General features: G+C 34.5%; 19 protein-coding genes and 2 pseudogenes. 9 read left to right on the forward strand and 12 right to left on the reverse strand.

The window, feature by feature from the left end; translation table 11 throughout:
• Window positions 1-11: 11 nt before the first annotated feature.
• The 8 genes from KA856_RS00685 to KA856_RS00720 form a co-directional block, all read right to left on the reverse strand.
• Window positions 12-323, reverse strand: a complete 312-nt coding sequence (locus tag KA856_RS00685; RefSeq protein ID WP_210138362.1) for a DUF960 family protein — start codon at window positions 321-323, stop codon at window positions 12-14.
• 95 nt (window positions 324-418) lie between these two features.
• Complete coding sequence (locus KA856_RS00690) at window positions 419-757, reverse strand: SAUGI family uracil-DNA glycosylase inhibitor (protein ID WP_210138363.1); 339 nt, start codon at window positions 755-757, stop codon at window positions 419-421.
• Window positions 758-1,232: 475 nt separating this feature from the next.
• A complete protein-coding gene (ccrB, locus tag KA856_RS00695) occupies window positions 1,233-2,858 on the reverse strand; it encodes a cassette chromosome recombinase CcrB (protein WP_210138364.1) in 1,626 nt (541 codons plus the stop codon).
• A gap of 21 nt (window positions 2,859-2,879) precedes the next feature.
• Complete coding sequence (gene ccrA, locus KA856_RS00700; RefSeq protein WP_210123110.1) at window positions 2,880-4,229, reverse strand: cassette chromosome recombinase CcrA; 1,350 nt, start codon at window positions 4,227-4,229, stop codon at window positions 2,880-2,882.
• 177 nt (window positions 4,230-4,406) lie between these two features.
• Window positions 4,407-4,664 carry a hypothetical protein gene (locus KA856_RS00705; protein ID WP_058332293.1) on the reverse strand — a complete coding sequence of 86 codons (258 nt, stop codon included), beginning with the start codon at window positions 4,662-4,664 and terminating at the stop codon, window positions 4,407-4,409.
• A gap of 62 nt (window positions 4,665-4,726) precedes the next feature.
• On the reverse strand, window positions 4,727-6,517 hold the full coding sequence (cch1, locus tag KA856_RS00710) for a cassette chromosome replicative helicase (protein ID WP_210138365.1): 1,791 nt from the start codon (window positions 6,515-6,517) through the stop codon (window positions 4,727-4,729).
• Complete coding sequence (locus KA856_RS00715) at window positions 6,517-6,786, reverse strand: hypothetical protein (RefSeq protein WP_031838353.1); 270 nt, start codon at window positions 6,784-6,786, stop codon at window positions 6,517-6,519. Before KA856_RS00715 ends, cch1 begins: the two co-directional genes overlap by 1 nt.
• 154 nt (window positions 6,787-6,940) lie before the next feature.
• Window positions 6,941-8,500 (reverse strand): hypothetical protein, encoded by a 1,560-nt coding sequence (locus KA856_RS00720; RefSeq protein WP_107517856.1) that lies wholly within the window; start codon window positions 8,498-8,500, stop codon window positions 6,941-6,943.
• A 100-nt stretch (window positions 8,501-8,600) separates the two neighbouring features.
• On the opposite strand from KA856_RS00720, the gene KA856_RS00725 reads away from it, so the two are divergent.
• The 6 genes from KA856_RS00725 (at window position 8,601) to KA856_RS00750 (ending at window position 15,226) form a co-directional block, all read left to right on the forward strand.
• The gene (locus KA856_RS00725; protein WP_107386519.1) at window positions 8,601-9,305 is read left to right on the forward strand and encodes an FRG domain-containing protein; all 705 of its coding nucleotides are present in this window, start codon (window positions 8,601-8,603) and stop codon (window positions 9,303-9,305) included.
• Between the two features lie 20 nt (window positions 9,306-9,325).
• Entirely contained in the window at window positions 9,326-10,183 is an 858-nt protein-coding gene (locus tag KA856_RS00730; RefSeq protein ID WP_226956012.1) for a hypothetical protein, read from the forward strand.
• Between the two features lie 331 nt (window positions 10,184-10,514).
• Entirely contained in the window at window positions 10,515-11,867 is a 1,353-nt protein-coding gene (gene lpdA / locus KA856_RS00735; protein WP_053464666.1) for a dihydrolipoyl dehydrogenase, read from the forward strand.
• A 38-nt stretch (window positions 11,868-11,905) separates the two neighbouring features.
• A complete protein-coding gene (locus KA856_RS00740; RefSeq protein ID WP_011274553.1) occupies window positions 11,906-12,853 on the forward strand; it encodes a thiamine pyrophosphate-dependent dehydrogenase E1 component subunit alpha in 948 nt (315 codons plus the stop codon).
• Window positions 12,854-12,868: 15 nt separating this feature from the next.
• Complete coding sequence (locus KA856_RS00745) at window positions 12,869-13,909, forward strand: alpha-ketoacid dehydrogenase subunit beta (protein ID WP_053464665.1); 1,041 nt, start codon at window positions 12,869-12,871, stop codon at window positions 13,907-13,909.
• A gap of 18 nt (window positions 13,910-13,927) precedes the next feature.
• Window positions 13,928-15,226 carry a dihydrolipoamide acetyltransferase family protein gene (locus KA856_RS00750; RefSeq protein ID WP_053464664.1) on the forward strand — a complete coding sequence of 433 codons (1,299 nt, stop codon included), beginning with the start codon at window positions 13,928-13,930 and terminating at the stop codon, window positions 15,224-15,226.
• A gap of 272 nt (window positions 15,227-15,498) precedes the next feature.
• Here KA856_RS00750 and KA856_RS00755 read toward each other — a convergent pair.
• A pseudogene (locus KA856_RS00755) lies at window positions 15,499-16,005 on the reverse strand (HsdM family class I SAM-dependent methyltransferase); the annotation flags it as partial.
• A gap of 88 nt (window positions 16,006-16,093) precedes the next feature.
• Here KA856_RS00755 and KA856_RS00760 point away from each other — a divergent pair.
• The 3 genes from KA856_RS00760 to KA856_RS00770 all read left to right on the forward strand — a co-directional run bounded on the left by KA856_RS00760 (window position 16,094) and on the right by KA856_RS00770 (window position 19,918).
• Window positions 16,094-16,768 carry an IS6 family transposase gene (locus KA856_RS00760; RefSeq protein ID WP_053464662.1) on the forward strand — a complete coding sequence of 225 codons (675 nt, stop codon included), beginning with the start codon at window positions 16,094-16,096 and terminating at the stop codon, window positions 16,766-16,768.
• A gap of 523 nt (window positions 16,769-17,291) precedes the next feature.
• Window positions 17,292-19,355 (forward strand): heavy metal translocating P-type ATPase, encoded by a 2,064-nt coding sequence (locus tag KA856_RS00765; protein WP_210138366.1) that lies wholly within the window; start codon window positions 17,292-17,294, stop codon window positions 19,353-19,355.
• Between the two features lie 17 nt (window positions 19,356-19,372).
• On the forward strand, window positions 19,373-19,918 hold the full coding sequence (locus tag KA856_RS00770; RefSeq protein WP_000592150.1) for a YdhK family protein: 546 nt from the start codon (window positions 19,373-19,375) through the stop codon (window positions 19,916-19,918).
• 552 nt (window positions 19,919-20,470) lie between these two features.
• Here the strand turns inward: KA856_RS00770 and KA856_RS00775 are convergent.
• The 3 genes and pseudogenes from KA856_RS00775 to KA856_RS00785 form a co-directional block, all read right to left on the reverse strand.
• A complete protein-coding gene (locus KA856_RS00775; RefSeq protein WP_210138367.1) occupies window positions 20,471-22,300 on the reverse strand; it encodes a heavy metal translocating P-type ATPase in 1,830 nt (609 codons plus the stop codon).
• Window positions 22,301-22,592: 292 nt separating this feature from the next.
• Window positions 22,593-22,874, reverse strand: a pseudogene (locus KA856_RS00780) (type I restriction-modification system subunit M N-terminal domain-containing protein); the annotation flags it as partial.
• A 324-nt stretch (window positions 22,875-23,198) separates the two neighbouring features.
• Window positions 23,199-23,999, reverse strand: coding sequence for a CocE/NonD family hydrolase C-terminal non-catalytic domain-containing protein (locus KA856_RS00785; RefSeq protein WP_119537806.1), 801 nt, complete (start codon window positions 23,997-23,999; stop codon window positions 23,199-23,201).
• Window positions 24,000-24,113 lie beyond the last annotated feature (114 nt).

Here is a 24,113-nt window from a genome sequence, read left to right on the forward strand (position 1 = left end):
ATTTTATCTCCTTAATATTCATTTGGTAATAACATAATGTAATAAGAAAGGTCTACGTCATCTTCTTTTATAATGTAGACCTTATTGATATCGATAGACTGTTTGACATTTGCCTTATGCGTTTTTACGTACGCTGGTCGTTCTTGTTGGTGTTTGATATATAATTGGTTATTGTGCATGTTGAACTGGAAGATATGAAAGTAATCTATTGCTTCTAGTTCCTTGGACTGTCCGTTTTCACGTTCAGAGATGAGTTGCCATAATTGTTTTTGTAAGGAGATAGGTAAGTTTTGGGCAATACCACGAGTAATATATCTATTCATAAGCGTTTTCCTTTCGTTCTGATTCTTTCATCCATGTAATGATTTCGCTTAGGATAGTGATTGCTAATTGTGTTAGTTTGATATATTTATGCATATTATTGTCCTCCTGTTAGTAAGTATCGTTGATCCAAAAGGGGCACGATGGTGTTGTGTAGATATAAGAAATCCATATCATGGTTTTCGTCTATATAGCCGATGGCTACGAGCTGTTTCTGATAATAGAGAATGAACGGATAGAGACTGCTTTTGTGAAGTGAGTCAGAGTAGTAGGTATAGGTTTGAAGTATTTTATTACTAAGTGGGCCAAGTCTTACATATTGGTCAGGAAGGATATTGTCAGCGACTTCCTCGATGGATTCACATTCCCATTTTTCTTCCTTTGGCAGATTGAATAAGTTGGTTATATAATGCTTGAGTTGTTGTTCTAGTGTCATGGTTATGACCTCCTAATGTATTTTGATTGATGTATGTACGTGATACATCTTATTGATAATATAAGTTTGAAATACCATTTGTTTCGCTTAGAAATCCCACTGAAATACAGAAAAGATCCCAATCGAAAGTCGTGATAATTGTTGATATGACAAGGAAATCCCGTTATCCCGATCATTTCTTAGGAAATATAGCTATATATTTATATATCATTTGGATTTGTAGGTGTGGTTATGATTTACTTTTTTCTTTTTATATTATTTATTTATAAATAATAACGGGATTTTGGGATTACGCTTGCGTAATCCTTCTCCTACATGAAGTTAGCCAATCCCGTTACTATCCCACTTGTATTTTGTTTTGGGATGTTCTTTCGTCATATCAATATAAGCTTCACATTGAGTTATGACTGCTTAGGATGCTGAAGATGTTTATTAGATAGGTGTTATTGAATGACGAAAGGACAGTACATAGATATTAGATTTGAAGAAAGAGCGTTTGAGGTAAAAATAAAGACGAAGTGCTGAGGAGCACTTCGTCGAGAGAGGTATTATTGAAAAGTTGTTTAATAATCTCATTATTGAGCTTGAGTGTGACATAGAATTGCTTTTTATGATTCCCATCTTTACGAATATCGATACGATCAATGACCGTAAGGTATAATGCTTTGAGTTGTGATTTATCCATGGATTCTATGTTTTGAAATATTCGTTGTAATAGGAGAGCGATTTGTTTCGTATCATAAGATGGTTTCTCTTGATTTTGTTGCTGCTTTAGTTGATTAATTTGGTTTGTAATATCATTCAGTTGTGTTTCATATTGATGAATGGTTGGTTTGAGTGCAGATGTTAAGTCTGGATTGTCTTCGATGGTTTGAATTAGATTTTTAAGTTTAGTGTTAATTTCATCAAATTGTTGTTGTTTATAAGCAATATCATGGTTGAGTGCTGCTACATCTACATGATTCTCTTGATTGACGCGTTCGACAACTTGTTTGAGAACTTTATCACTTTTGACAATTTCAAGTATTTGGTCCATAACATATTTTTCAATGACATCGGCTCTAACACTATTGGCCGAACATACCTTTGATCCTTTGTTGCGAAAGTTACTACAAGAATAATAGCGAATGCGTTTCTTAGTTCCATCTTTAAGTGTATTAACTGTTGTGCTCGCAGACATTGAAGCAGAACATTGTGGACACGAAATTAATCCAGTTAAAATATTGGTTCCTTTACCATGGACTTGTGGTTTTTCACTTACTTGTTTTTTACGTGCTTGGACTTTATCCCATAATGATTGGCTAATAATAGGGGTGTGTTTGCCTTCGGCGATTACTGGCTTATCATTCAAGCCTTTACGACGTTTATCATTCCAATCTTTGTATTTCGCGAATTGAATTTTACCAATATAGAATGGGTTTGAGAGAATATAAGTAACAGCTGAAATACTAAATGGATTGCCTTTCTTAGTGACATAACCTTTATGATTGAGTGCATTGGCTATTTTACGATAACCATGACCTTTGGCATAAGATTCAAAGATATATTTAACGATGTTAGCTTCATGTTGATTAATAATTAATTCTTTTTTATTATCAGGTATGTTATTATATCCTAATGGAAGATTGCCTTGATAATAGCCCTCTAAAGCTCTTTGATGTTGTCCGGTGTAAATGTTCTCTAAAATTGTATTTCTTTCAAATTCGGAAAAACTTGCAAGTATCTGGAGCATTAACTTGCCTGTTGAATTTTTGACTTCCATGCGTTCAGACAAGCTAAAAAATTCAACATTTTGGCGATGAAGTTCTTCGACGATTGTAAGTAAATCGGAAGTATTACGTGCCAAACGATTTGTTTTATAAACCATAACACAGTCTAATTTTCCATTTTTAGCATCATTTAACATGCGCTGTAATTCAGGACGGTTCATAGATTTTCCTGATATACCCCGATCTGCATATATATCAACGAGTTCATAGCCGTTAAATTGGCAATATTGCTCTATTTGTGTAATTTGCCCCTCGATGCTATAACCCTCTACTTGTCTCTCTGTGGACACGCGAATGTAGCCTCCTACAAGCTTTTTCTTCATTTTATCCATTATAATCTATCCTTTCTTTAATTATACAATTGATAATTTCATAGTCTGCTTTACAATATTCAGTGGTTCGTTTTTGAAATAGATGCCAGCGAGGCCTTTATTTTTAGAAATATTAATTTCATCAATATAGGGGTACAACATGTTTAGCGTGAAACGTTCTTGAATGATGTTTTGGAAAGCTTTTCGAATTTGATACGCACTGATTGATGATATAGGTTTTGATTGTTGATGTAATGATTGCGTTTGTTCTCTGAACGTTTCTGCATCAATTTTGCCTTGGGCTAATTTTTCTATCAGCTGCTCGTGATTGAGTGTAGTTTTAGTTTCTATATCTCTTTGTCTTTTGAGTCGTTGTTGAATAGTATGGTTTATTTTTGAATAGAGCTGTTGATTTTGAAAGAAGTCCTGACAAGTCGCTAAAACACTTGTTTCTAATTCCTGTGCGTTGATTCCTTTAAATTTACAAACAAAGCGAGCGTTATTCATATTTTGCGGACAGACATAGTAACGCAATGAATGATCTGGTTTTCGGACAGTCATGTTTGTGAGTGTCGAATGACAATAGGGACATTTGATTTTTTGTTTGAGTTGATTTTCTGACGGCTTACGTTCTACTTGTTTCTGAGTTCGGGTAACTTGAGCTTCTTCGTATATCGTTGTACTGACAATAGCTGGGAACATGTTTTCATATTGTCCGTATTGATTGATAACGCGGCCACAGTAATTAGGGTTAAGGATAATATTACGTACTTGATATGGTTTTCGGTTGATTAACTTATTATCTTCTTCCAAATATTGTGCAATTTTTTTATAACCATAGCCTTGAAGGTAATAATTGAACACAGCTTTTATTGTTGGTGCTTTTACTGTGTCTATTGTGAAAGTACCATTATGATAGTGATACCCAAAGGGTGCATGTGTTGTAATCATTTTACCTTGTTTAGCTTTTTCTTTGATTCCATTTTTGACTTGTTCGCCTATATTATCAGATTCTAGTTCGGCCAAGCTGATGAAAATATTGAGTTTGAGCCGATCGAATGCTTTATCCATATCAAAATAGCCATCATGAACGCTTAAGATATGGACATGGTATTTTTGACACAATTTCATGAGTTTTAATGCATTTTTAAGATTGCGATGAAGTCGGTTTAATCTATAACAACATAATACGTCACATTGTCCCTGTTGAATTAGTTCAGTAATTTGTTGATAACCATTCCGCTTATCAGTACGTCCTGATTGTTTATCGCTATAAAAGGTAATGTGTTGAATATTATGTTTTTCGGCTAATACCTTGATGGTTTGTTTTTGTGCTGCTAAAGATTGTTGCTTTGTAGTGCTCTGTCGTAAGTAACCAATTGCTTGTTTCATCCTGTTTCCTCCTTCCACAGTGATAATATATATTTATGAACGAATTTATAGATGAGCCCAACACCAGTGAGGTGTTGGGCGTTATTATTAGTCATCAAAGTGATTGATTTCTTCAATCACTAAATCAGCGAGTAATGTGATTAATTCGTCCATATGGTTCAACCTCCAAATATCAAATTATATTGAATTGATAACATGTTGCATTGTTATTCGTTCACTCTGTGTACTTGGAACAATATGTTCAGTTATCTCTTTTTCATTTATGAATTCAGGGTACAAGTGATAAAATTTTAGTAGCTTCTGTTCCGTTTCAGTTAATACATATTGTTGCATATGGTAGTATCTGTCGATATAATTAACGACAATAGGTTTTTGATGATCATCGACTTCTACTGAATCAATTGTGTAATTTAATAAGTTGACGTTTGTTTTCATTTTTATGCCTCCGATTAATTTAATGAGCTACAACGCATAGCGCGTTGTAGCGATATTTATATTTAGAGTTCTAAATCGCCCTTTTCTTCCCATTCTCTACCATCTTTAACAAATTTGTTGAGTAATTCCTTATTTGTTGTATTATTATCAAATTGCGGTGGTGTGTATGGTTCAGAATTTGAGCTTAAACCGAGAACAGGTGCAAACTCACTAGGCAATACAAGATGGTAGAACAAGATCGTTTTTGTTTTGCCTTGAGTATCTTTGACATTACGTTTGATAGCTATCCGATCGGAATCCATCTGGATATATCCTTCTGCTCTTAAACTATCTATTACATTTTTTACATCTTGGTATTGGTTTTCTTCTAACATATGTTTAAAAACATCTTTAAGCATCTTGACTTGAATGTGATCGTCTTTCAGCTCAATAAGGCCATAATTTTCAGTCATTATGGAGAGTTTTTTACTTTCTGCAAACTTACTACGATTGCGTGCCACGAATTGAACCACACTATCAATCGCTTTGGCCGCCAAACTGCGTTCACTTACGGAATCTACATGATAACTAACTAGGTACTCTCTAACTGCGACCAAATCGATAGGGGTTGCAATTACACGTTCTAATATTCTTGCTGATGTCGTTATTGTTGCATAGCGTTTGAACATTCGAATACCTACATTGTTTGTTTCACTGTTAAGCTGAGTTTTGAACCAATCGTGTTCTCTATGAAACCACTTGATTACTTCAGATTCACGATTTAGAAGATATTCAGCTACTAACGGCATTACGTGTCCATAGTTTTTTGATGTTCCTTTTTTAATGGCGTCCGCATTGTCAGCGCTTGTCGTAAAGGCTTCAGATATTTCGATGCATCTTGCTCTCAAACCATCATTTGCACTAGCATCTTTGAATATTGTGTGTTCTGCTGTACTAATCACACTAGATCCAAAGTGGTGAGGATTTTTTACATTTCCTTCTCGATTAGCACGTAGACGACCTTGCCCCTCTGCTAGGGAATAAAGTAAACCATTTGTATCTTTAAAGGTAGCTGCTGATAATTCATCTAAGGCAATAGGAACACCAAAGTTGTTACTTAAGTATCCTTCAATTGCATTACGGGTGCCGTTCCAACCTCTGAATAATGTTTGGTCACCTTTAGATGGATTACCTGCTATTGAAACTGCTAATGCCGCTGCAGTCGATTTACCCGTACTAGAGTTCCCCATAAATGAAAATATCGTGCCAAAATATTCGACTTCATGCTTTGTTTTTAAGAACGCAGTCACTAATGAAGAAACACCAAATATCACAGCAAGCTCCAGTAACAAGTTTCCTTTTACTTCATCAAGATACATTTGCCACCAGCCTTCAAATGTACCTTTAGGTTGTAAGTCATACTTTGTTTCACAAATGATTTCATCAGCCTGAGACTGCTCGATGTCTTTTGAAAGATATGGTTCATCTAATGAAATGACAGTACCTTCATCAGTACTTAAGACACCTACACCTGTATACAATGTAGAAACGGGCAGTGATTGACGCATTAATTGTAGTGCATTACCTAGCGATTTAATGTACTTTTCATTGATGCTGAACCCAAACATAACCAGTCTAGGTAACTTTTGTGTCGTTAGAATATCTGACGTTTCAATACGTTCAATATTTTTGCCATCCGTGATAGTCAATTTCTCAACCCCTGTAGTAGGGTCGAGAAATTTGTTTTCTATGATGATTGGACTAGATAAACGAATTATCTTATCTTCGTCATTTTTGTTTTTTGCTCGAATAAGTTCATACCATGCAGTTGAATCTAACCAGTATGGATATTGCTCGAAGATGTTGTTAGCCATTAGCGTTTACCTCCTGTATTAAAAAGTCGAATTTTTTGATACAGGATAGGAGATTTGTTAGAAATTCTTTTGATAGGAGCGTCGCATCCTTTTCTTTCCCACGCCCCAAACATGCGACCTACTTCTCTAATTTCATTAGTAGTACAGTTGAAAGTGCCAACCTGATTTACTAAGTCATTAAAGATGAACGTCTCTCCGCTGTATTTTTGTTTCGCAGCTTTCTTTGATGCTCCATACAATTGTATTACTCGAATAGGTTTATACTTCATAAGTAATTACCGCCTTTATAATTTTTTCTGAATCATAAAGATTCATTACGTGTATTACATCACACAAAAATAAACCTAACTGTCTAACCAAGAATGATTGGTTAGACAGTTAGGTTGAATAAAGATTGGTACTAAAGAGATTGAGTTGTAGTAATTATTTTTTAAAATATTTTTGTCTCAAGTTTAGATTATCAATTACATTCATAGAATTAATTAGAGATAGATGAGTTTCACTAGAAATTTTAAAGTCATAAATGAATAAGTTTAGGTCGTACTTATTTGATTTACTATGAGTTAAGTCATTTTTAGCATGGAGAGGTGTTATTGTATTACTCCATTTTTTTGTCGTTTTTATAATTTGATTACTCAAATTAAGAACTTCTATAGGCGCATTTGTATGAAAGAAATTCATGTTCTCGCAAATATGAGTGTAAACACCTGATAAAGTACTAAGCAAAGTTTCCATAAATGGTAGCTGATCCATATAAAATAATTTATGTATAAACAAATTTGATGCATTTATAAGTTCATTATCGATGATATGAAAAGATGAAAAATCACCTTCATCATCTTCATTTCCTAATTTGTCATCTGTGAAGACAATGTGTAAGTGATTTTCAGTTAATTCATCTATGTCGTTATGTAGTTGTTGAAAATCAGCGTTGAATTTTAATTTTTGTTCCTCAAAATCTTGGAGTTCTGAATAATTAACTTTTTGCTTTTTTAATATATTTAATTCTTGCTTGTTAAATAGTAAAGCAAAATAGCTATTGTTGCCAGATGCATTTTTGTGTTTAGCATGTGTATTACTGTCTATGTACAAATATCTAAAATAAAAAACAGACAAAATTGTTAGTACATCACTAAAAGGGAACCTTCCACGAATGTTGTCTTTTGATAATTTACCAATTAATGAATTTAGATTTGCAGTTATCTGTTTTTCTTCATCTGTGTTGATATCAGGGAACCTATTTAATAGTGTCTGTATTATAGATGAAATAAGTTGTTCTTTTGTGAAATATCTTTGAAATATCTCATTATTTTTGTCATTTAAATCTATATTGACTTGTGTACTTATATCAGCAATCATATTTAAGTTTTCCCATTCTTCATGTGAATATGATGAGGAATAGTTATTTGAATAATTATAGTTTTTACGTTCGAGACCATTTTTAATTGTAAAAGCAGTGTTTAGCATATTATCCAGTGATGTGATATTCGGATTATTTTCATCGTAAAATCTAAAAGGTATATTATTTTTATAACCAAAAGTAGTATTTACAGTAGCTCTTTTAAAAGTAGTGTCGTCAAGAGCTATAGATCCATCATTATGTAATTTTAATAGTACATGTTCCTTTAGTTTACCTTTAGGTGTGAACAAATAAGTGAAAATTGCATTTTTATACTCTTCAAATTGATCATCTAAGTTTGAGGCATATATAAACCTTGTTAAGACTTCATAAAATCCTTCGTTGAATCCACGCATAAAAGTATCTACACCATCATCAATACCTAACAAATAAATTAAATTTGGTAAAATATTTTTTATATAAAGTTTATTATTTTGAAATTGATAACGTGTATAATTGCCTTCATTATCGAATTCGACTTCAATTGTTGATGAACCTTCAATATCTTCTAACGATATGTTTATTTGATTGATTATATCCTGCATGAATTCAGAGTTATACTTTGAAATTAGTTTTAGTGTCATGTATATAGTCATTCCTTTATTATCATTTACTTCTATTTAAATATAAGCTAAGATAGTTATATAAATAAAGGGAACGTACGTTCTGTTTTTGGGGGTATTTATGAAAGGAAAAATTAAATCATTTAAAGAATTACACGAAGTTCTCGATGGTTACAGAGGCAACAGTTTATGGTTATTTAGAGGGCATAGTAATGAAAAATGGGATTTGGTGCCAAAAGCAGGGCGTTCGCCGTATGACAAATACAATGATGAAGAAACTTTTTATGCATGGCAACGTCAGGCTATGATTTTCCTTAAGGAGTCTTATAATGATTGGGATATGTTAACCATTGCCCAGCATCACGGGTTAGCGACTAGACTATTAGATTGGAGCTTTAATCCTTTAGTAGCAGCATATTTTGCTGTGAAAGACTTTGAGGATTGCGATGTTGTTATTTATCCTTATTTAAAAAAATCAGATATTAATGTAAAGGAAGTACATCCATTTGAGAGCAAGGGGATAAAGAAAGTAAAACCAAATGGGTTAGCAACAAGAGTAGTAAGGCAAAGTGGTATTTTTACAATTCATGATCAACCAACTGCTTCAATTGAAGATAACATATCGAAAAATGAAGAGTTAACTAAAATTATAATTGATAAAAAGTATAGAACAAGGTTAAGAGAAGAATTATCATATTATGGAATAAATGAATTATCATTATTTCCTGATTTGGATGGTTTAGCAAACCATGTAAATTGGATTATGGAAGCGAAACCATACGGGTCAAGCAATATAACCGATGAGTTGGAATCAATTAATGAATAAATAGTATGGGGGAGAATAGTATGAAAGAATTAGCAAAAATGCTTAAAGATCCAAATGTACCAGAATCTGTAAAAACAACTGTGCAATCAATGAATAATGATGGTATGCAATTATTAAATGATTACTATGATAAAAATTCTAATTTTTATCAACATGCTCAACCAGAGATTATTGCAAATGAATTCTATGCAGACCCAAATAAATTAAAAAAATTATATCATTACACTTCCTATGAAGCATTTGAAAGAATTCTTTCATCATCTACTTTTTTAATAGGATCAATACATTATATGAACGATAATAAAGAAATTAAATATGTATATGAGTTAATGAAAAAAGAATTAAAATTACTTGGGGCACCTAATGATATAATCCTCAAATTAGAAGAATTAAATACTATTTTGCCAGATGATGTATACGTATGGTCCTTTAGTGAAAATGATTATTCGCAAGCATTATCAAATTATGGTGATGTAGCGTTAGGTTTTGATAGTCAGGAAATAATGGAGCATCTTGCAAGCTATTACTCAAAAGGTAAAAAAACACTCGATGAGTATACAGTTGGTAATGCGTATGTATTTCCTTTAAAAGTGGAATATGATTATGAAGTACAGTCTAAATATATTACTACATTAGCTCATGCTTGGTATGTTGCACATGATAATTTTGAAAAAGATCCTTATGATATGGATGAAATAATAAAGAGTATAGTACAAGCGCTTCATTTCTTTTCATTATTTTTTAAAAATCCTCATTTAAGACAAGAAGAAGAAATTAGATATATTATTTTTAATATCAATGAGGATAATTTATTAAAACCTGAATTGTATATGAATGTAAACCATTCACAACTTGTAAATTCACATATGAAATACTAAAGGAAATAATTATTGGTTCTGTTGCAAAGTTAAAATTATATGCACATCTATACAAAACTATAAAAGCAAATATTGTTTTAACAGTAAAGAGTTTTGTTAGTATTAATTATTTTTCGTTTTTCAGTATAAATATTACATGATTTTTAACTTTGCAACAGAACCTAAAAATTTAATTTTACAATTACTTGAAAATTCAAAATCAAGAGTATAGAATGTAATTAAAGAAATGAGAAAACGCTTACATTGAGAATATGGCATATCTCATTTCTATGTTTTTACAGAATATTTTGGGATGCACAACGATATGATCTTACGGAAGTGAGTGATAGTGATGATGGACTCATATGATTTGATTGTGGTTGGTGCAGGACCTGGTGGATATGTTGCCGCTATTCGCGCTGCACAATTAGGTCAAAAGGTTGCAATTGTAGAGAAAACAAACGCAGGGGGGACTTGTTTAAACGTAGGTTGCATACCTTCTAAAACACTACTCGAACATGGAACGAAAGCACATGATATACGTAAGGCCAATGATTGGGGAATTGAGACACAAGGGATGAAAGTAAACTTCTCTAAATTAGTGCAACGGAAACAACACATTGTTAGCACGCTCACAGGTGGTGTGAAGCAATTATTAAAGAAAAACAAAGTTACTTTCATTAAGGGTGAAGCTACTGTAACGAAAGATTTAGAAGTTAAAGTTAGTAATCAATCATATCAAGCGAAAGATATTATTCTAGCAACTGGTAGTAAACCTTTTATTCCACCTATTGAAGGATTAAATGACATAAAGTATGAAACGACAGACACATTTTTTGATATAGAAACGTTGCCTAAACAACTCGCAATTATTGGTGGTGGTGTTATAGCTACTGAGTTAGCATCTTCAATGGCTGATTTAGGAGTCGAGGTTACCATGATTGAAGTTAATGAAGATATTCTTCTCACCGAGATTGAAGAAGTACGTGAACTGTTAAAGGACCATTTGAAGAATCAAAGTATAAGAATTTTAACAGGCGCAAAGATATCTAAAGTAACAACCTCTAAAGTGATTTTGGATAATCATGAAGATGTTTCATTTGATACTTTATTAGTGGCAACTGGTCGACAACCGAACATCAAGGTAGTTGAAGATCTAGATATCGATATGGATGGTAAATTTGTACAAGTCGATGAACATTATCAAACAACAATTAATCATGTATATGCTATTGGAGACCTTGTTAAGGGTTATCAACTTGCACATTCAGCGAGTTCACATGGATTACATGTTGTTGAAACTTTGGCTGGATTAAAACCAACGCCAGTATCTCCAAACAATATTACACGTTGTATTTATACTCGTCTTGAAGCCGCATCAGTTGGTTTATCTGAGTCTCAAGCTAAAGAAGCGGGTTATGACGTATCTGTTACACAATCTTCTTTTCAAGGAAATGCAAAGGCGCTCGTAAAAGGAGAAGTACAAGGCTTTATCAAAATTGTAACTGATAAAGCATATGGAGAGGTCTTAGGTGCTTTTATTGTTGGTCCACATGCTACAGATTTAATCAGTGAAGTATTAGGTGTCAAAGCTTCAGAAGGTACAATGAATGAGTTATCTAACATCATTCAACCACATCCTTCTCTATCCGAAGCAATTGGCGAGAGCGCGGATGCATACTTTGGAAAAGCCATTCATATGTGATAACAGAACAAATCAATGAATGATAGGAGGAACTAACGATGGAAAAAGAACAAGCACGTTGGATTTATAAAACGATGAATGAAATTCGATATTTTGAAGAAAAGGTGCATAAAATCTTTAGTGACGGTAAGATTCCTGGTTTTGTTCACTTATACGTAGGCGAAGAAGCTGTAGCAACTGGTGTAATGTCACAACTTGAAGACGACGACTATATTACAAGTACACACCGCGGACACGGACATGCAATTGCCAAAGGATGTGACCTTAATGGCATGATGGCGGAGATAATGGGTAAACGTGATGGACTTGGTCATGGTAAAGGTGGTTCCATGCACGTTGCAGAAATAGATAAAGGAATGCTCGGTGCCAATGGTATCGTAAGTGGTGGCTTCGGACTTGCTACTGGTGCAGGTATTTCTATTCGAAATCAAGGTAAAAAGAATGTTGCTGTATGTTTCTTTGGTGATGGTGCAGCCAATGAAGGTAATTTCCATGAGGGGCTTAACTTTGCCTCAATCTTAAACCTTCCAGTTATCTTTGTTTGTGAAAACAACCAATTCGGTGAAGGTACAACACATGATTATGCCAGTGCTTCAGAAACAATTGCAGAGCGTGCTTCAGCTTATAACATGCCAGGTGTCAGAGTGGATGGCATGGATGTCGTTGAAGTTTATAAAGCAGCGCAAGAAGCTGTAGAACGAGCAAAAAATGGTGAAGGCCCTACGCTAATTGAGTGTGACACGTATCGTAAATATGGTCATTTTGAAGGGGACGAACAAAAAGTTAAATCACCAAATGATCGTAATGCGGACAAAAACGCAACAGAAGACTTTAAACGTCAAGCACTTGAAGAAGGTTGGTTAACAGAAGAAGAATTAAATGAAATTGAACGAGCAGCTGAACAAGCAGTAGAAGATGCAGTGAAATATGCAGATGAAAGTGAATTACCAGATGTAGATTCATTACACGAAGATGTATTTGCCTAAAAGGAGGTCATAACTATGAGTGAAGAACGCAAGTTAACATTTATGGGTGCAATTAACGAAGCAATCGATCAATCAATGGAACAAGATGATAATGTTATTCTCATTGGTACGGACGTTTCAGGTGGTGCAGGTGTAGAACATATTAAAGATGACGATACATTTGGTGGCGTTTTTGGTGTAACTAAAGGACTTGCGAAAAAATATAGTCGAGATCGTGTTATTGACACACCAATCGCAGAGCATATTACACTCAGCTCTGCTGTAGGTGCAGCAGCTACCGGTATGCGTCCTATTGCAGAATTAATGTTCAATGACTTTATTGGATTCGGTTTAGATCCTATTTTGAACCAAGGTGCAAAAATGCGTTACATGTTTGGTGGTAAAGCTAAAATTCCATTAGTTGTACGTACAGTTCATGGCGCTGGTGTAGGCGCAGCGGCACAACATTCTCAATCATTGTATAACATGTTTGCAACAATACCTGGTGTAAAAGTAGTCGTTCCTTCTAATCCTTATGATGCTAAAGGTTTATTAATGGCAGCAGTACAAGATGATAACTTAGTAGTCTTTTCAGAAGATAAAACATTATTAGGACAAAAAGGTGATGTGCCTGAAGAACCTTATACAATAGAAATTGGAAAAGCGAAAGTGACGCGTGAAGGTGATGATTTAACAATTGTTGCAATCGGTAAAATGGTGGCAGTAGCTGAACAAACAGCAGACAAATTAAAAGAAGATAACGTTTCAGTTGAAGTTATTGATTTACGTTCTGTGTCACCATGGGATAAAGAAACAGTTCTAGAATCAGTGAAGAAAACAGGTCGTTTAATTGTGATTGATGAATCAAATCCACAATGTAATGTAGCGGGAGATGTTGCATCTGTTATTGGTGATATTGGTTTTGATTATTTAGACGGACCAATCAAGAAAGTCACTGCACCGGATACACCAGTTCCATTCGCAGCAAACCTTGAACAAGCCTATATACCAAACGTAGATAAAGTATTAGATGTCGCATCTGAACTAATTGAAGACTTGAAAAAAGTTAATTCATAGGCAAGGAGGTGTTGAACGATGAGCGAAAATATTATTATGCCAAAACTCGGTATGACAATGAAAGAAGGAACAGTCGAAGAGTGGTTTAAAGCAGAGGGAGATGTGGTTGAACAAGGTGAAAGTGTATGTACGATTAGTTCTGAGAAATTGACTCAAGACGTTGAAGCGCCAGCTAGTGGTATATTACTCGAAATTAAAGTTCAAGCCGGAGAAGAAACTGAAGTTAAATCTGTACTTGGTATTATAGGTGATGAAGGAGAAAGTACTGAATCAAGTAGTACGACTGAATCTGATAATGAAGAATCCAATAACTCACAATCAGACGATGAAGAGCAACAAACCAACGATACAACTTCTGTAAATGAAGATGATAGTAATCATGATGAAGATACAAATAAGTCTAATAATGTTGAACCTCAAAATGGTAAACGTATCTTTATATCACCACTTGCACGCAAGATGGCAGAGGATAAAAACTTTGATATCACTAGAATTCAAGGTACAGGCGGTAATAATCGTATAACAAAATTAGATATTCAACGTGTAGAAGAGCAAGGATATGATATTGAAGAAAAAAATGAGGATATGCAATCTAAAGAGGATAAGAACACTAAATTTAACAGTGCTAATGTCGGTGAAGGACTAAATCCAATGCGTAAGCGTATAGCACAGAATATGCGTCAAAGCTTGGCCGAAACAGCACAACTTACGTTACATCGTAAAGTGGATGCTGACCGTTTGTTAGATTTCAAAAACAAACTATCAGCTGAACTTGAAAATGCAAATCAAGATACTAAATTGACTGTCACAGCATTGTTAGCTAAAGCCATCGTCTTAGCACTTAAAGATTATGGTGCAATGAATGCTCGATATGAAAATGGTCAACTTACAGAATATGATGATGTTCATTTAGGTGTAGCAACGTCACTCGACGAAGGGTTAATGGTACCAGTTATAAATAATGCAGACACTAAAAGTATTGGTGCTTTAGCTAAAGAGATTAAATCTTCAGCAGAAGCGGTACGTGATGGTAATACAAATGATGTTAAACTGGCAGGTGCTACTTTTACAATTACTAACATGGGTACTAGTGGCATCGAATATTTCACACCAATTCTTAACCTGGGTGAAACAGGAATCCTAGGTGTAGGTGCACTTTCTAAAGAAGTTGTACTTGAAGGAGATAGTGTTAAACAAGTATCACGTATTCCATTAAGTTTAACGTTTGATCATCAAATTCTTGATGGTGCGAGCGCTGCCGATTTCTTAAAAGTATTAGCTAAATATATTGAAAATCCATATCTCTTAATTCTTTAATAACAAATATATTTAATTTGATTAAGATCCTCAGTACACAAACAATGCTGGGGGTCTTTTCATGTCTCGAACCACACTTCCAATCCTTTCGCACAACACAAAGCCCTTTATTGAAAAAGTAAAAATTCTGTCACTTACGTTTATTTGAAATTATAAAAATATAACTCTAATATATAATTGAAAGGGTATAAAAGCGTTTACACATTAAACAAGTGATTATGTTCATAACTAAGTGTATTAAGGGATGAAAACAACTTCAAAGGTAAAAGGGGTACAAACATGCCCCCTGAACCACAACATGGATCGTAAATGCGTCCTTTATTAGGTTCAATCATCTCAACTAATAACTTTACAATTGATGATGGTGTATAGAATTCGCCAGCATTTTTACCTTCGGCACTTGCAAACTTAGCAATAAAGTATTCATACACTCGGCCCAATACATCTTGCTTACGACTTTCAGTATCGCCAACCTTAAATGTAAATAAATCAATAATGTCACCTAATTTTTCTTTATCTAACGCAGGTCGTGCATATTCTTTTGGTAACACACCTTTTAATGACTCATTTTCATTTTCAATTGCAATCATGGCTTTATCAATTATTTGTCCAATTTCTGGTTTTTTCGCATTATCATTGATATATTGCCATCTTGCTTCTTTTGGCACCCAGAAAATATTTTCCGCTAAGTATTCATCTTGATCTTCTTCGTCAGCATAAGGATCTTGCTTCAATTCTTCATACTTTTCTTCAAATGAATCCGATACATATTTTAAAAATTTCGTTTGTCAAAATAAGCTAGACAATTTCTGGTTCTGTTGCAAAGTTGAATTTATAGTATAATTTTAATGAAAAGGAGTCTTCTGTATGAACTATTTCAGATATAAACAATTCAGTAAAGATGTTATCACTGTAGCCGTTGGCTACTATCTAAGATATGCATTGAGTTATCGTGATATATCTGAAATATTAAGGGAACGTGGTGTAAACGTTCATCATTCAACGGTCTACCGTTGGGTTCAAGAATATGCCCCAATTTTGTATCAGATTTGGAAGAAAAAGCATAAAAAAGCCTATTATAAGTGGCGTATTGATGAGACATACATCAAAATAAAAGGAAAATGGAGCTATTTATATCGTGCCATTGATGCAGAGGGACATACGTTAGATATTTGGTTGCGTAAGCAACGAGATAATCATGCAGCATATGCGTTTATCAAACGTCTCATTAAACAATTTGGTAAACCTCAAAAGGTGATTACAGATCAGGCACCTTCAACGAAGGTAGCAATGGCTAAAGTAATTAAAGCGTTTAAACTGAATCCCGACTGTCATTGTACATCGAAATATCTCAATAACCTCATTGAGCAAGATCACCGTCATATTAAAGTAAGAAAGACAAGATATCAAAGTATTAATACGGCAAAGAATACTTTAAAAGGTATTGAATGTATATACGGTCTATATAAAAAGAACCGCAGGACTCTTCAGATCTACGGATTTTCGCCATGCCATGAAATTAGCATCATGCTAACAAGTTAACACAAAGTATTATTTTAAAATTGAGATTAGACATTTATTTTTCAACTTTGCAACAGAACCGTATCTTTAATAAAATGCAGCTATTGTGGCGTAGAATTTGAGAATCAAAAAAGGATTAATATAGTTTGAAGAGACTGAGCATAAATACTAGAAAAATGGCCAGTAAATGAGTTTATTATAAATTCATTTACTGGCTTCTTTAAATAATTATCTAGACAATTTGCTTTTCTAGACATACTCTGAAATGCGTTATTTTCTTTAAGAATATTAATATATGACTTGTTTTGGTAATGATAACCTTGGTCAGAGTGTATTGTCATGCGATAGTTAAGATTAGATCTTTTAATTAAAACATTGTTTTAAATATCGATGACAAGGTCTAATGTAGGACGTGTAGACATAAGTTTCGGAATTATATAAATCCATAAAAGTAGATAAATCGAAAACATTTATACCCCTAAGGGGTATGTGTTATAGTATAAGTATAGCTAATATAATATTTTCATAAATAGGAGGAGTTAATTTGAAGAATAATGGTGAAGAGCTTAAGCATCAAAATCACATGAATCATTCCAATCAAATGCATCATGATAACCATGAATCACATAATCATCATAGTGGCCATGCACATCATCATGGGAATTTTAAAGCTAAGTTTTTTGTTTCATTAATTTTTGCAATACCTATCATTTTTTTATCGCCAATGATGGGCGTTAAATTACCTTTTCAATTCACATTTCCAGGTTCTGAATGGGTAGTGTTAATATTAGGTACAATTTTATTCTTTTATGGTGGTAAACCGTTCTTGTCTGGTGGTAAAGATGAAATTGCTGCAAAAAAACCAGGCATGATGACCTTAGTTACCCTAGGTATCTCAGTAGCTTATATTTATAGCTTGTATGCTTTTTATATGAATAACTTTAGTAGTGCAACTGGTCATACAATGGACTTTTTTTGGGAATTAGCAACCTTAATTTTAATTATGCTATTAGGACATTGGATAGAAATGAATGCTATCGGAAATGCTGGAGATGCCTTAAAGAAAATGGCAGAACTTTTACCTAATAGTGCTATTAAAGTTATGGACAATGGTCAACGCGAAGAAGTTAAAATATCAGAGATCATGACTGATGATGTCGTCGAAGTAAAAGCCGGAGAAAGCATTCCAACAGATGGTATTATTGTTCAAGGACAAACATCCATAGATGAATCCCTAGTCACTGGAGAATCAAAAAAAGTACAAAAAAATCAAAATGACAACGTCATCGGGGGTTCTATTAATGGATCTGGAACAATACAAGTCAAGGTTACAGCTGTTGGAGAAGATGGATATCTTTCTCAAGTTATGAGACTTGTTAATCAAGCACAAAATGATAAATCTAGTGCTGAATTGTTATCTGATAAAGTAGCGGGTTATTTATTCTACTTTGCTGTAAGTGTTGGCGTGATTTCTTTTATTGTCTGGATGCTCATTCAAAATGATGTTGATTTTGCATTAGAACGTCTTGTAACTGTGTTAGTCATTGCTTGTCCACATGCTTTAGGCTTGGCAATACCTTTAGTCACTGCACGTTCTACTTCAATTGGTGCACATAATGGTTTAATTATTAAAAATAGAGAGTCTGTAGAAATAGCTCAACATATCGATTATGTAATGATGGATAAAACTGGTACTTTAACTGAGGGTAACTTTTCTGTGAATCATTATGAGAGCTTTAAAAATGATTTGAGTAATGATACAATATTAAGCCTTTTCGCCTCATTAGAAAGTCAATCTAATCACCCATTAGCTATAAGTATTGTTGATTTTGCGAAAAGTAAAAATGTTTCATTTACTAATCCACAAGACGTTAATAATATTCCAGGTGTCGGATTAGAAGGTCTAATTGATAATAAAACATATAAAATAACAAATGTCTCTTATCTTGATAAACATAAACTTAATTATGACGATGACTTGTTTACTAAATTAGCTCAACAAGGTAATTCAATCAGCTATTTAATTGAGGATCAACAAGTCATTGGCATGATTGCTCAAGGAGATCAAATTAAAGAAAGCTCAAAACAAATGGTAGCTGATTTACTATCAAGAAATATTACACCAGTCATGCTTACAGGTGACAATAATGAAGTGGCACACGCTGTCGCAAAAGAATTAGGTATTAGTGATGTCCACGCACAACTCATGCCAGAAGATAAGGAAAGTATTATAAAAGATTATCAAAGTGACGGTAATAAAGTCATGATGGTCGGAGACGGTATCAACGATGCGCCGAGTCTTATAAGAGCCGATATTGGTATAGCAATTGGTGCAGGCACAGATGTTGCAGTGGATTCAGGTGATATCATACTTGTTAAAAGTAATCCATCAGATATTATTCATTTCTTGACCCTTTCAAATAATACTATGAGAAAAATGGCGCAAAACTTATGGTGGGGTGCAGGTTATAATATTGTTGCTGTACCTTTAGCAGCCGGTGTTTTAGCATTTATTGGTTTGATTTTATCACCTGCAATAGGTGCTATTTTAATGTCATTAAGTACGATTATCGTTGCAATTAATGCTTTTACATTAAAATTAAAATAAAAGGTAGGCGTTTTATTATGATTAAAAAATTATTTTTTATGATATTAGGGTCATTACTAATATTATCAGCTTGCTCCAATAATGATGAAAAAGATAAAGACACTAATGACCAAAAAAGTGAGAGCCATATGAAGCATAATGATGAAAGTAAAGTTCCAGAAGATATGAAATCGACTAATGAGGGTGAATTTAAAGTGGGAGATAAAGTAACGATTACAGCAGGGCATATGCCAGGTATGAAAGGTGCAGAAGCTACTGTAAAAGGTGCGTATAAAACATATGCCTATGTTGTAAGTTATAAACCCACAAATGGAAATGAAAAAGTAAACAATCATAAATGGGTCGTAAACGAAGAGATTAAAGATGCACCTAAAGATGGATTTAGTAAGGGCGATACTGTTAAATTAGAAGCAAGTCATATGTCTGGTATGAAAGGTGCTACAGCCAATATAGATAACGTGAAAAAGACTACTGTTTACGTAGTTGATTACAAATCCAAAGATAATGGTAAAATCATTAAAAATCATAAATGGATGACAGGAAATGAGCTGAAAGCACGATAAAAATCTAGTTCTAAATTGAGAAATAAATAGATATAAAAATATCCTCCTTAATCAATAATTTAAATAACTTATTATTGTTAAGGAGGATATTTTTTAGTGTGTAAATTAAAAAGAATTTTAGAAGAATAACATTTATCAAAAAACTGTTCATTACCTTATTAATTGAAATTATATAATTAAAAACCGCATCATTAACCGATACGCAGAAGCGTATCACAAATAAAACTAAAAAATAGATTGTGTATAATAAAAGCTATTTCAAATACCGCATTACTACCCGATAAGCAGAGAGTTATCATAAGTGATGCGAAGTTTAATTAAAATTAAAAGGAAGCCAGAAATGGCTTCCTTTATTTTATGCCTCATTTAATTTCCTTAGTATGCAGTCCCTCCGCCGTCTACTGCAAGACCTGTCCATTAACGAAACTCGATTCGTCTGAGCCTAGGAAAACTGATTCTTCTGCTGCTCTCAGGCTATTTTCCGAACCGTCTGCAGCGAGCAATATTGATTTATACAAGGTGTATTCCTCTTTACAGTAGATAAATATACTATTATTTTGCTCTTAACAGTCTTAATCCGTTTAAGATAACGAGTATCGTTGATCCTTCGTGGAAGAGCACTGCTGTTGGTAGATTTAGGAGTCCGAATATATTTAATAATACAAGTATAACAATCACACTAATAGAGAAGATAATATTTGCTAAAATAATGCGATTGAGTCGATTACTTAACATGAAACTATAGAATAGTTTTTGTAAGTTGTTTTTAACGATTACGACGTCTGATGATTCCATCGCAACGGATGATCCGCTTCCCATTGCAATACCGATATCAGCGTTTGCCAGTGCGGGTGCGTCGTTGATTCCATCTCCAATCATCCCGACAATCTTACTCTTCTTCTGACTTTCATTTACAAAGCGTACTTTGTCCTCAGGGAGACATGATGCGGTGTAGTCTGTGATGCCCACTTCTCCAGCAACTTTTTCTGCAACAGTTTCATTATCTCCTGTTAAGAGTACGACTTCAATGTCAGAGTTCTGGAAGTTTTCAACGGCATGTACTGCTTCATCACGGACTTGGTCTGCCAGCGAGAAGTATCCAGTAATTTGTCCACTCTCTCCGACAAAGATATTCGTATTTCCAGCAATGATTTGATCTCTGTAGTTCGATGGGTCTGTGTAGTCTTTAAATGCATCGGGTTTACCGACGATGATATCGCCTTTCTTCATTCCGCTGCCGACGATTTCTTCTACCGGTTCACTGTCATCGACACTATCTAAATCTAAAGTTTTAAACTTCTTCACAATCGCTTCTGCGATCGGGTGACTCGAGTGTTGTTCAATCGTTACCACTTCTTTTAATGTATCTTCACCTGCTGCGTATTCTTCAACGACGAAGTCACCGTATGTGAGTGTTCCTGTCTTATCACTATATAGAATGTCCATCGTGCTCAGTGCCTCCATCGCGGCACCGCCTTTAAACAGAATACCGTTTTTCGCACCGTTACTAATCGCACTCAGTGTCGCTGGTGTTGCCGATGCAACGAGCGCACACGGGCTTGCTACTGTCAGCATGACCATTCCACGGTAGAATGATTCTTCAAATCCTAAATTATTAAAGAAGTAAAGGATAGCGATAAACACCGGTACCCCGATTAAAACAGAGATTACATATTTCGATTCAATTCGATCGATGGTTTTCGATAGTTTCGATGGTCTTTGTTGTGCTTCTTCAACCATACGCACGATATTCGAGAAGATCGTATCATCACTCGTTTTCGTTACAGTTAATCTAAACGAGTTGCCATCGTTTACCGTACCGGCAAATACTTCTTCATCCTTTTCTTTTACAACCGGAACAGATTCCCCTGTCAGCGCTGCTTCGTTAACCGATACTTGACGGTCTGCCTGTCCATCGATTGGGATTTGTTCCCCTTTAGCAACAAGGACGATATCGCCTTGGATCAGTTCTTCTGTAGGAATTTCCGTAATTTCTCCATCAGCCCCGATTCTACTTGCTGTTGAAGGAATGAGGGACATCAGTTCAGAAATGGCTTTTGTGGATTTACTAGTCGCGTAGTTCTCAAGCACTTCAGCACCCGCAAAGATTAGAAGTAACAGTGCACCCTCTGACTCATAATTGATGATGACCGCACCAATAGCAGCAAGAATCATCAGTAAGTCAACGTTTGGTGAACGTTCTCTAATCGTCTCGATGACCGCATTCTTGGATGCATAGAAACCGAGAAAGAAAATTGCGATGTAAAACGCAATGGAACTGTAGATACCCTCTACCGGCATCAATGCAAATCCGAGGATTATAAAGATAATCCCTGCAACGAGAAACTGCCCCTGCCTGTTTGTAAATAAGTAGTTGAACAAGATAAAAATCCTTCCGTTTTGATTTTCTTAAGGCTGTCTGAAAAATAAAAATATTCTTACATATTATATCATATATAGCGTTTTATTCAATGAATATACCCCGTATATGTAAATAGATTTACAAAGAAAAATTCTGCTGCATTTTGTCTGTAGCAGAGTTAATATTTTAATAATCTATCACTTGTTCAAGCTTACCGTCGTTCATTTGGAACACGCGGTCACAGTATTCAAGCATACGTTCATCGTGTGTCACCATGATTGCTGCTTTATTGTGTTTTTTCACACCGTTAGAAATCAGTTGAACGATTTCAGGTTTCTTAGAGTTTTCATTGATATATGTCCAGTGTGCTTCTTTTGGCACCCAGAAAATCTTTTCTGCCATATATTCATCTTTATCTTCTTCATCTACGTATTAAACTTGAATCAGTTCAGCATTTTTCTCTTCAAATGCATCTGAGACGTACTTTAAGAAGATTAATCCAAGAACCACACTTTTATATTCTGAGGCATCCATGCTTCCTCTGAGTTTATCAGCGGCTTGCCATAATTTCTCTTCAAATCTGATACTTGCCATAATAATCTCTCCTACTATATCTATTAACTACAATTCTATAATACTTAAAGTGAATATGTAACTAGGAGACAGTGAGATAAAGCATGCAAAAAATTAGGGGATGGGACAAAAGTCTTGAAGATATAGAAAAATAATAGATAGCCGGACGTTAGACTTCTAGGAAATAGCATCTGCGTGAGACTATAGGCACACAGATGCCCGAGAAAAGCTAACGTCCGGCTTATTTTTGAAGGGAATGGTTTTGTCCCAGCCCCTAAAATTATTTAAGAAAATATATCTTATTCTGATATTTGATCTAATAAATTATAGAATGAGTGCTGTTTATCACGTATAGTACCGAGGGACCGTCTTATTCCATGTTTTATAAAAGCATTGCTCATTATTACTATAACCCGTCATTTCATTGTACAGGTAATAGTTATCAGCATCACAACTCATGACACTTTTCGTTACTACATTTGTATCGATATCACTATCTTTCACTTGTACAGTCCAGTCACATTCTACTTTGGCGGATAGAGGGTCACCTTCTTTTATTGTATATACATTATGGTTAGTAGATCCATAAGTGATATTTGTTTCGGTCAAAGTTCGTAGCCCTTCATCAGAAAAGTCATCTAACACCCACTCATCTGTTGTAAGTTTCTTGATGACATTCCGAGTCCTATAACCATCCCTGATAATTTCCTTTTCAAGGGGTGCTGCAGTTTCGGACTGCTCATATTTCAATCTTACCTCATTGAAATCATTGATAACAGGAAGTAATAGTTCTGAATGAGAAAAATCAACAATTAGATTCACAATCTCCTTGTCTGGCCATATTTGAGGCCAATAAGTCGGTGAAATTGTTACTTCGATGCTATGCCCTGCTTCAATTTGATAGCCAATAACATCCAATGGAATTTCTACATCGATGTATTCACCAACAGTTAGATCCTCTGGGAATTCATGACTTTTATAATGGTTGAGATTGAGTTGACCTTTTGTTACGAGTGTCTTTTCACCTGTAGGGTGTACATCCGTCACTCTAACATGGAGATTCGCTTCTTCCTTGTCGGGTTTAACTCGTATTTTAGCAACTGGCTGACCGATGATATTTAATGTTGTGTCCTGTTTTGGCAACATAAATGATGTGGCCAATGCATTATCAATTATTGGTGCTTTCACAGCACTGTCTGGAAGTATGGAAAACGGAGAAGGAAGCGTCAGGGAGAACGAATTGGAGATGAATTGGTTTCA

This window comes from Staphylococcus sp. GDB9P120P (genome assembly GCF_017893435.1).
Classification (GTDB): domain Bacteria; phylum Bacillota; class Bacilli; order Staphylococcales; family Staphylococcaceae; genus Staphylococcus; species Staphylococcus cohnii.

Coding starts and splice junctions, on each gene's coding strand:
- KA856_RS00685 (WP_210138362.1), bottom strand. CDS start 323: ATGAATAGATATATTACTCGTGGTATTGCCCAAAACTTACCTATCTCC.
- KA856_RS00690 (WP_210138363.1), bottom strand. CDS start 757: ATGACACTAGAACAACAACTCAAGCATTATATAACCAACTTATTCAAT.
- ccrB (WP_210138364.1), bottom strand. CDS start 2,858: ATGGATAAAATGAAGAAAAAGCTTGTAGGAGGCTACATTCGCGTGTCC.
- ccrA (WP_210123110.1), bottom strand. CDS start 4,229: ATGAAACAAGCAATTGGTTACTTACGACAGAGCACTACAAAGCAACAA.
- KA856_RS00705 (WP_058332293.1), bottom strand. CDS start 4,664: ATGAAAACAAACGTCAACTTATTAAATTACACAATTGATTCAGTAGAA.
- cch1 (WP_210138365.1), bottom strand. CDS start 6,517: ATGGCTAACAACATCTTCGAGCAATATCCATACTGGTTAGATTCAACT.
- KA856_RS00715 (WP_031838353.1), bottom strand. CDS start 6,786: ATGAAGTATAAACCTATTCGAGTAATACAATTGTATGGAGCATCAAAG.
- KA856_RS00720 (WP_107517856.1), bottom strand. CDS start 8,500: ATGACACTAAAACTAATTTCAAAGTATAACTCTGAATTCATGCAGGAT.
- KA856_RS00725 (WP_107386519.1), top strand. CDS start 8,601: ATGAAAGGAAAAATTAAATCATTTAAAGAATTACACGAAGTTCTCGAT.
- KA856_RS00730 (WP_226956012.1), top strand. CDS start 9,326: ATGAAAGAATTAGCAAAAATGCTTAAAGATCCAAATGTACCAGAATCT.
- lpdA (WP_053464666.1), top strand. CDS start 10,515: ATGATGGACTCATATGATTTGATTGTGGTTGGTGCAGGACCTGGTGGA.
- KA856_RS00740 (WP_011274553.1), top strand. CDS start 11,906: ATGGAAAAAGAACAAGCACGTTGGATTTATAAAACGATGAATGAAATT.
- KA856_RS00745 (WP_053464665.1), top strand. CDS start 12,869: ATGAGTGAAGAACGCAAGTTAACATTTATGGGTGCAATTAACGAAGCA.
- KA856_RS00750 (WP_053464664.1), top strand. CDS start 13,928: ATGAGCGAAAATATTATTATGCCAAAACTCGGTATGACAATGAAAGAA.
- KA856_RS00760 (WP_053464662.1), top strand. CDS start 16,094: ATGAACTATTTCAGATATAAACAATTCAGTAAAGATGTTATCACTGTA.
- KA856_RS00770 (WP_000592150.1), top strand. CDS start 19,373: ATGATTAAAAAATTATTTTTTATGATATTAGGGTCATTACTAATATTA.
- KA856_RS00785 (WP_119537806.1), bottom strand. CDS start 23,999: ATGTTGCCAAAACAGGACACAACATTAAATATCATCGGTCAGCCAGTT.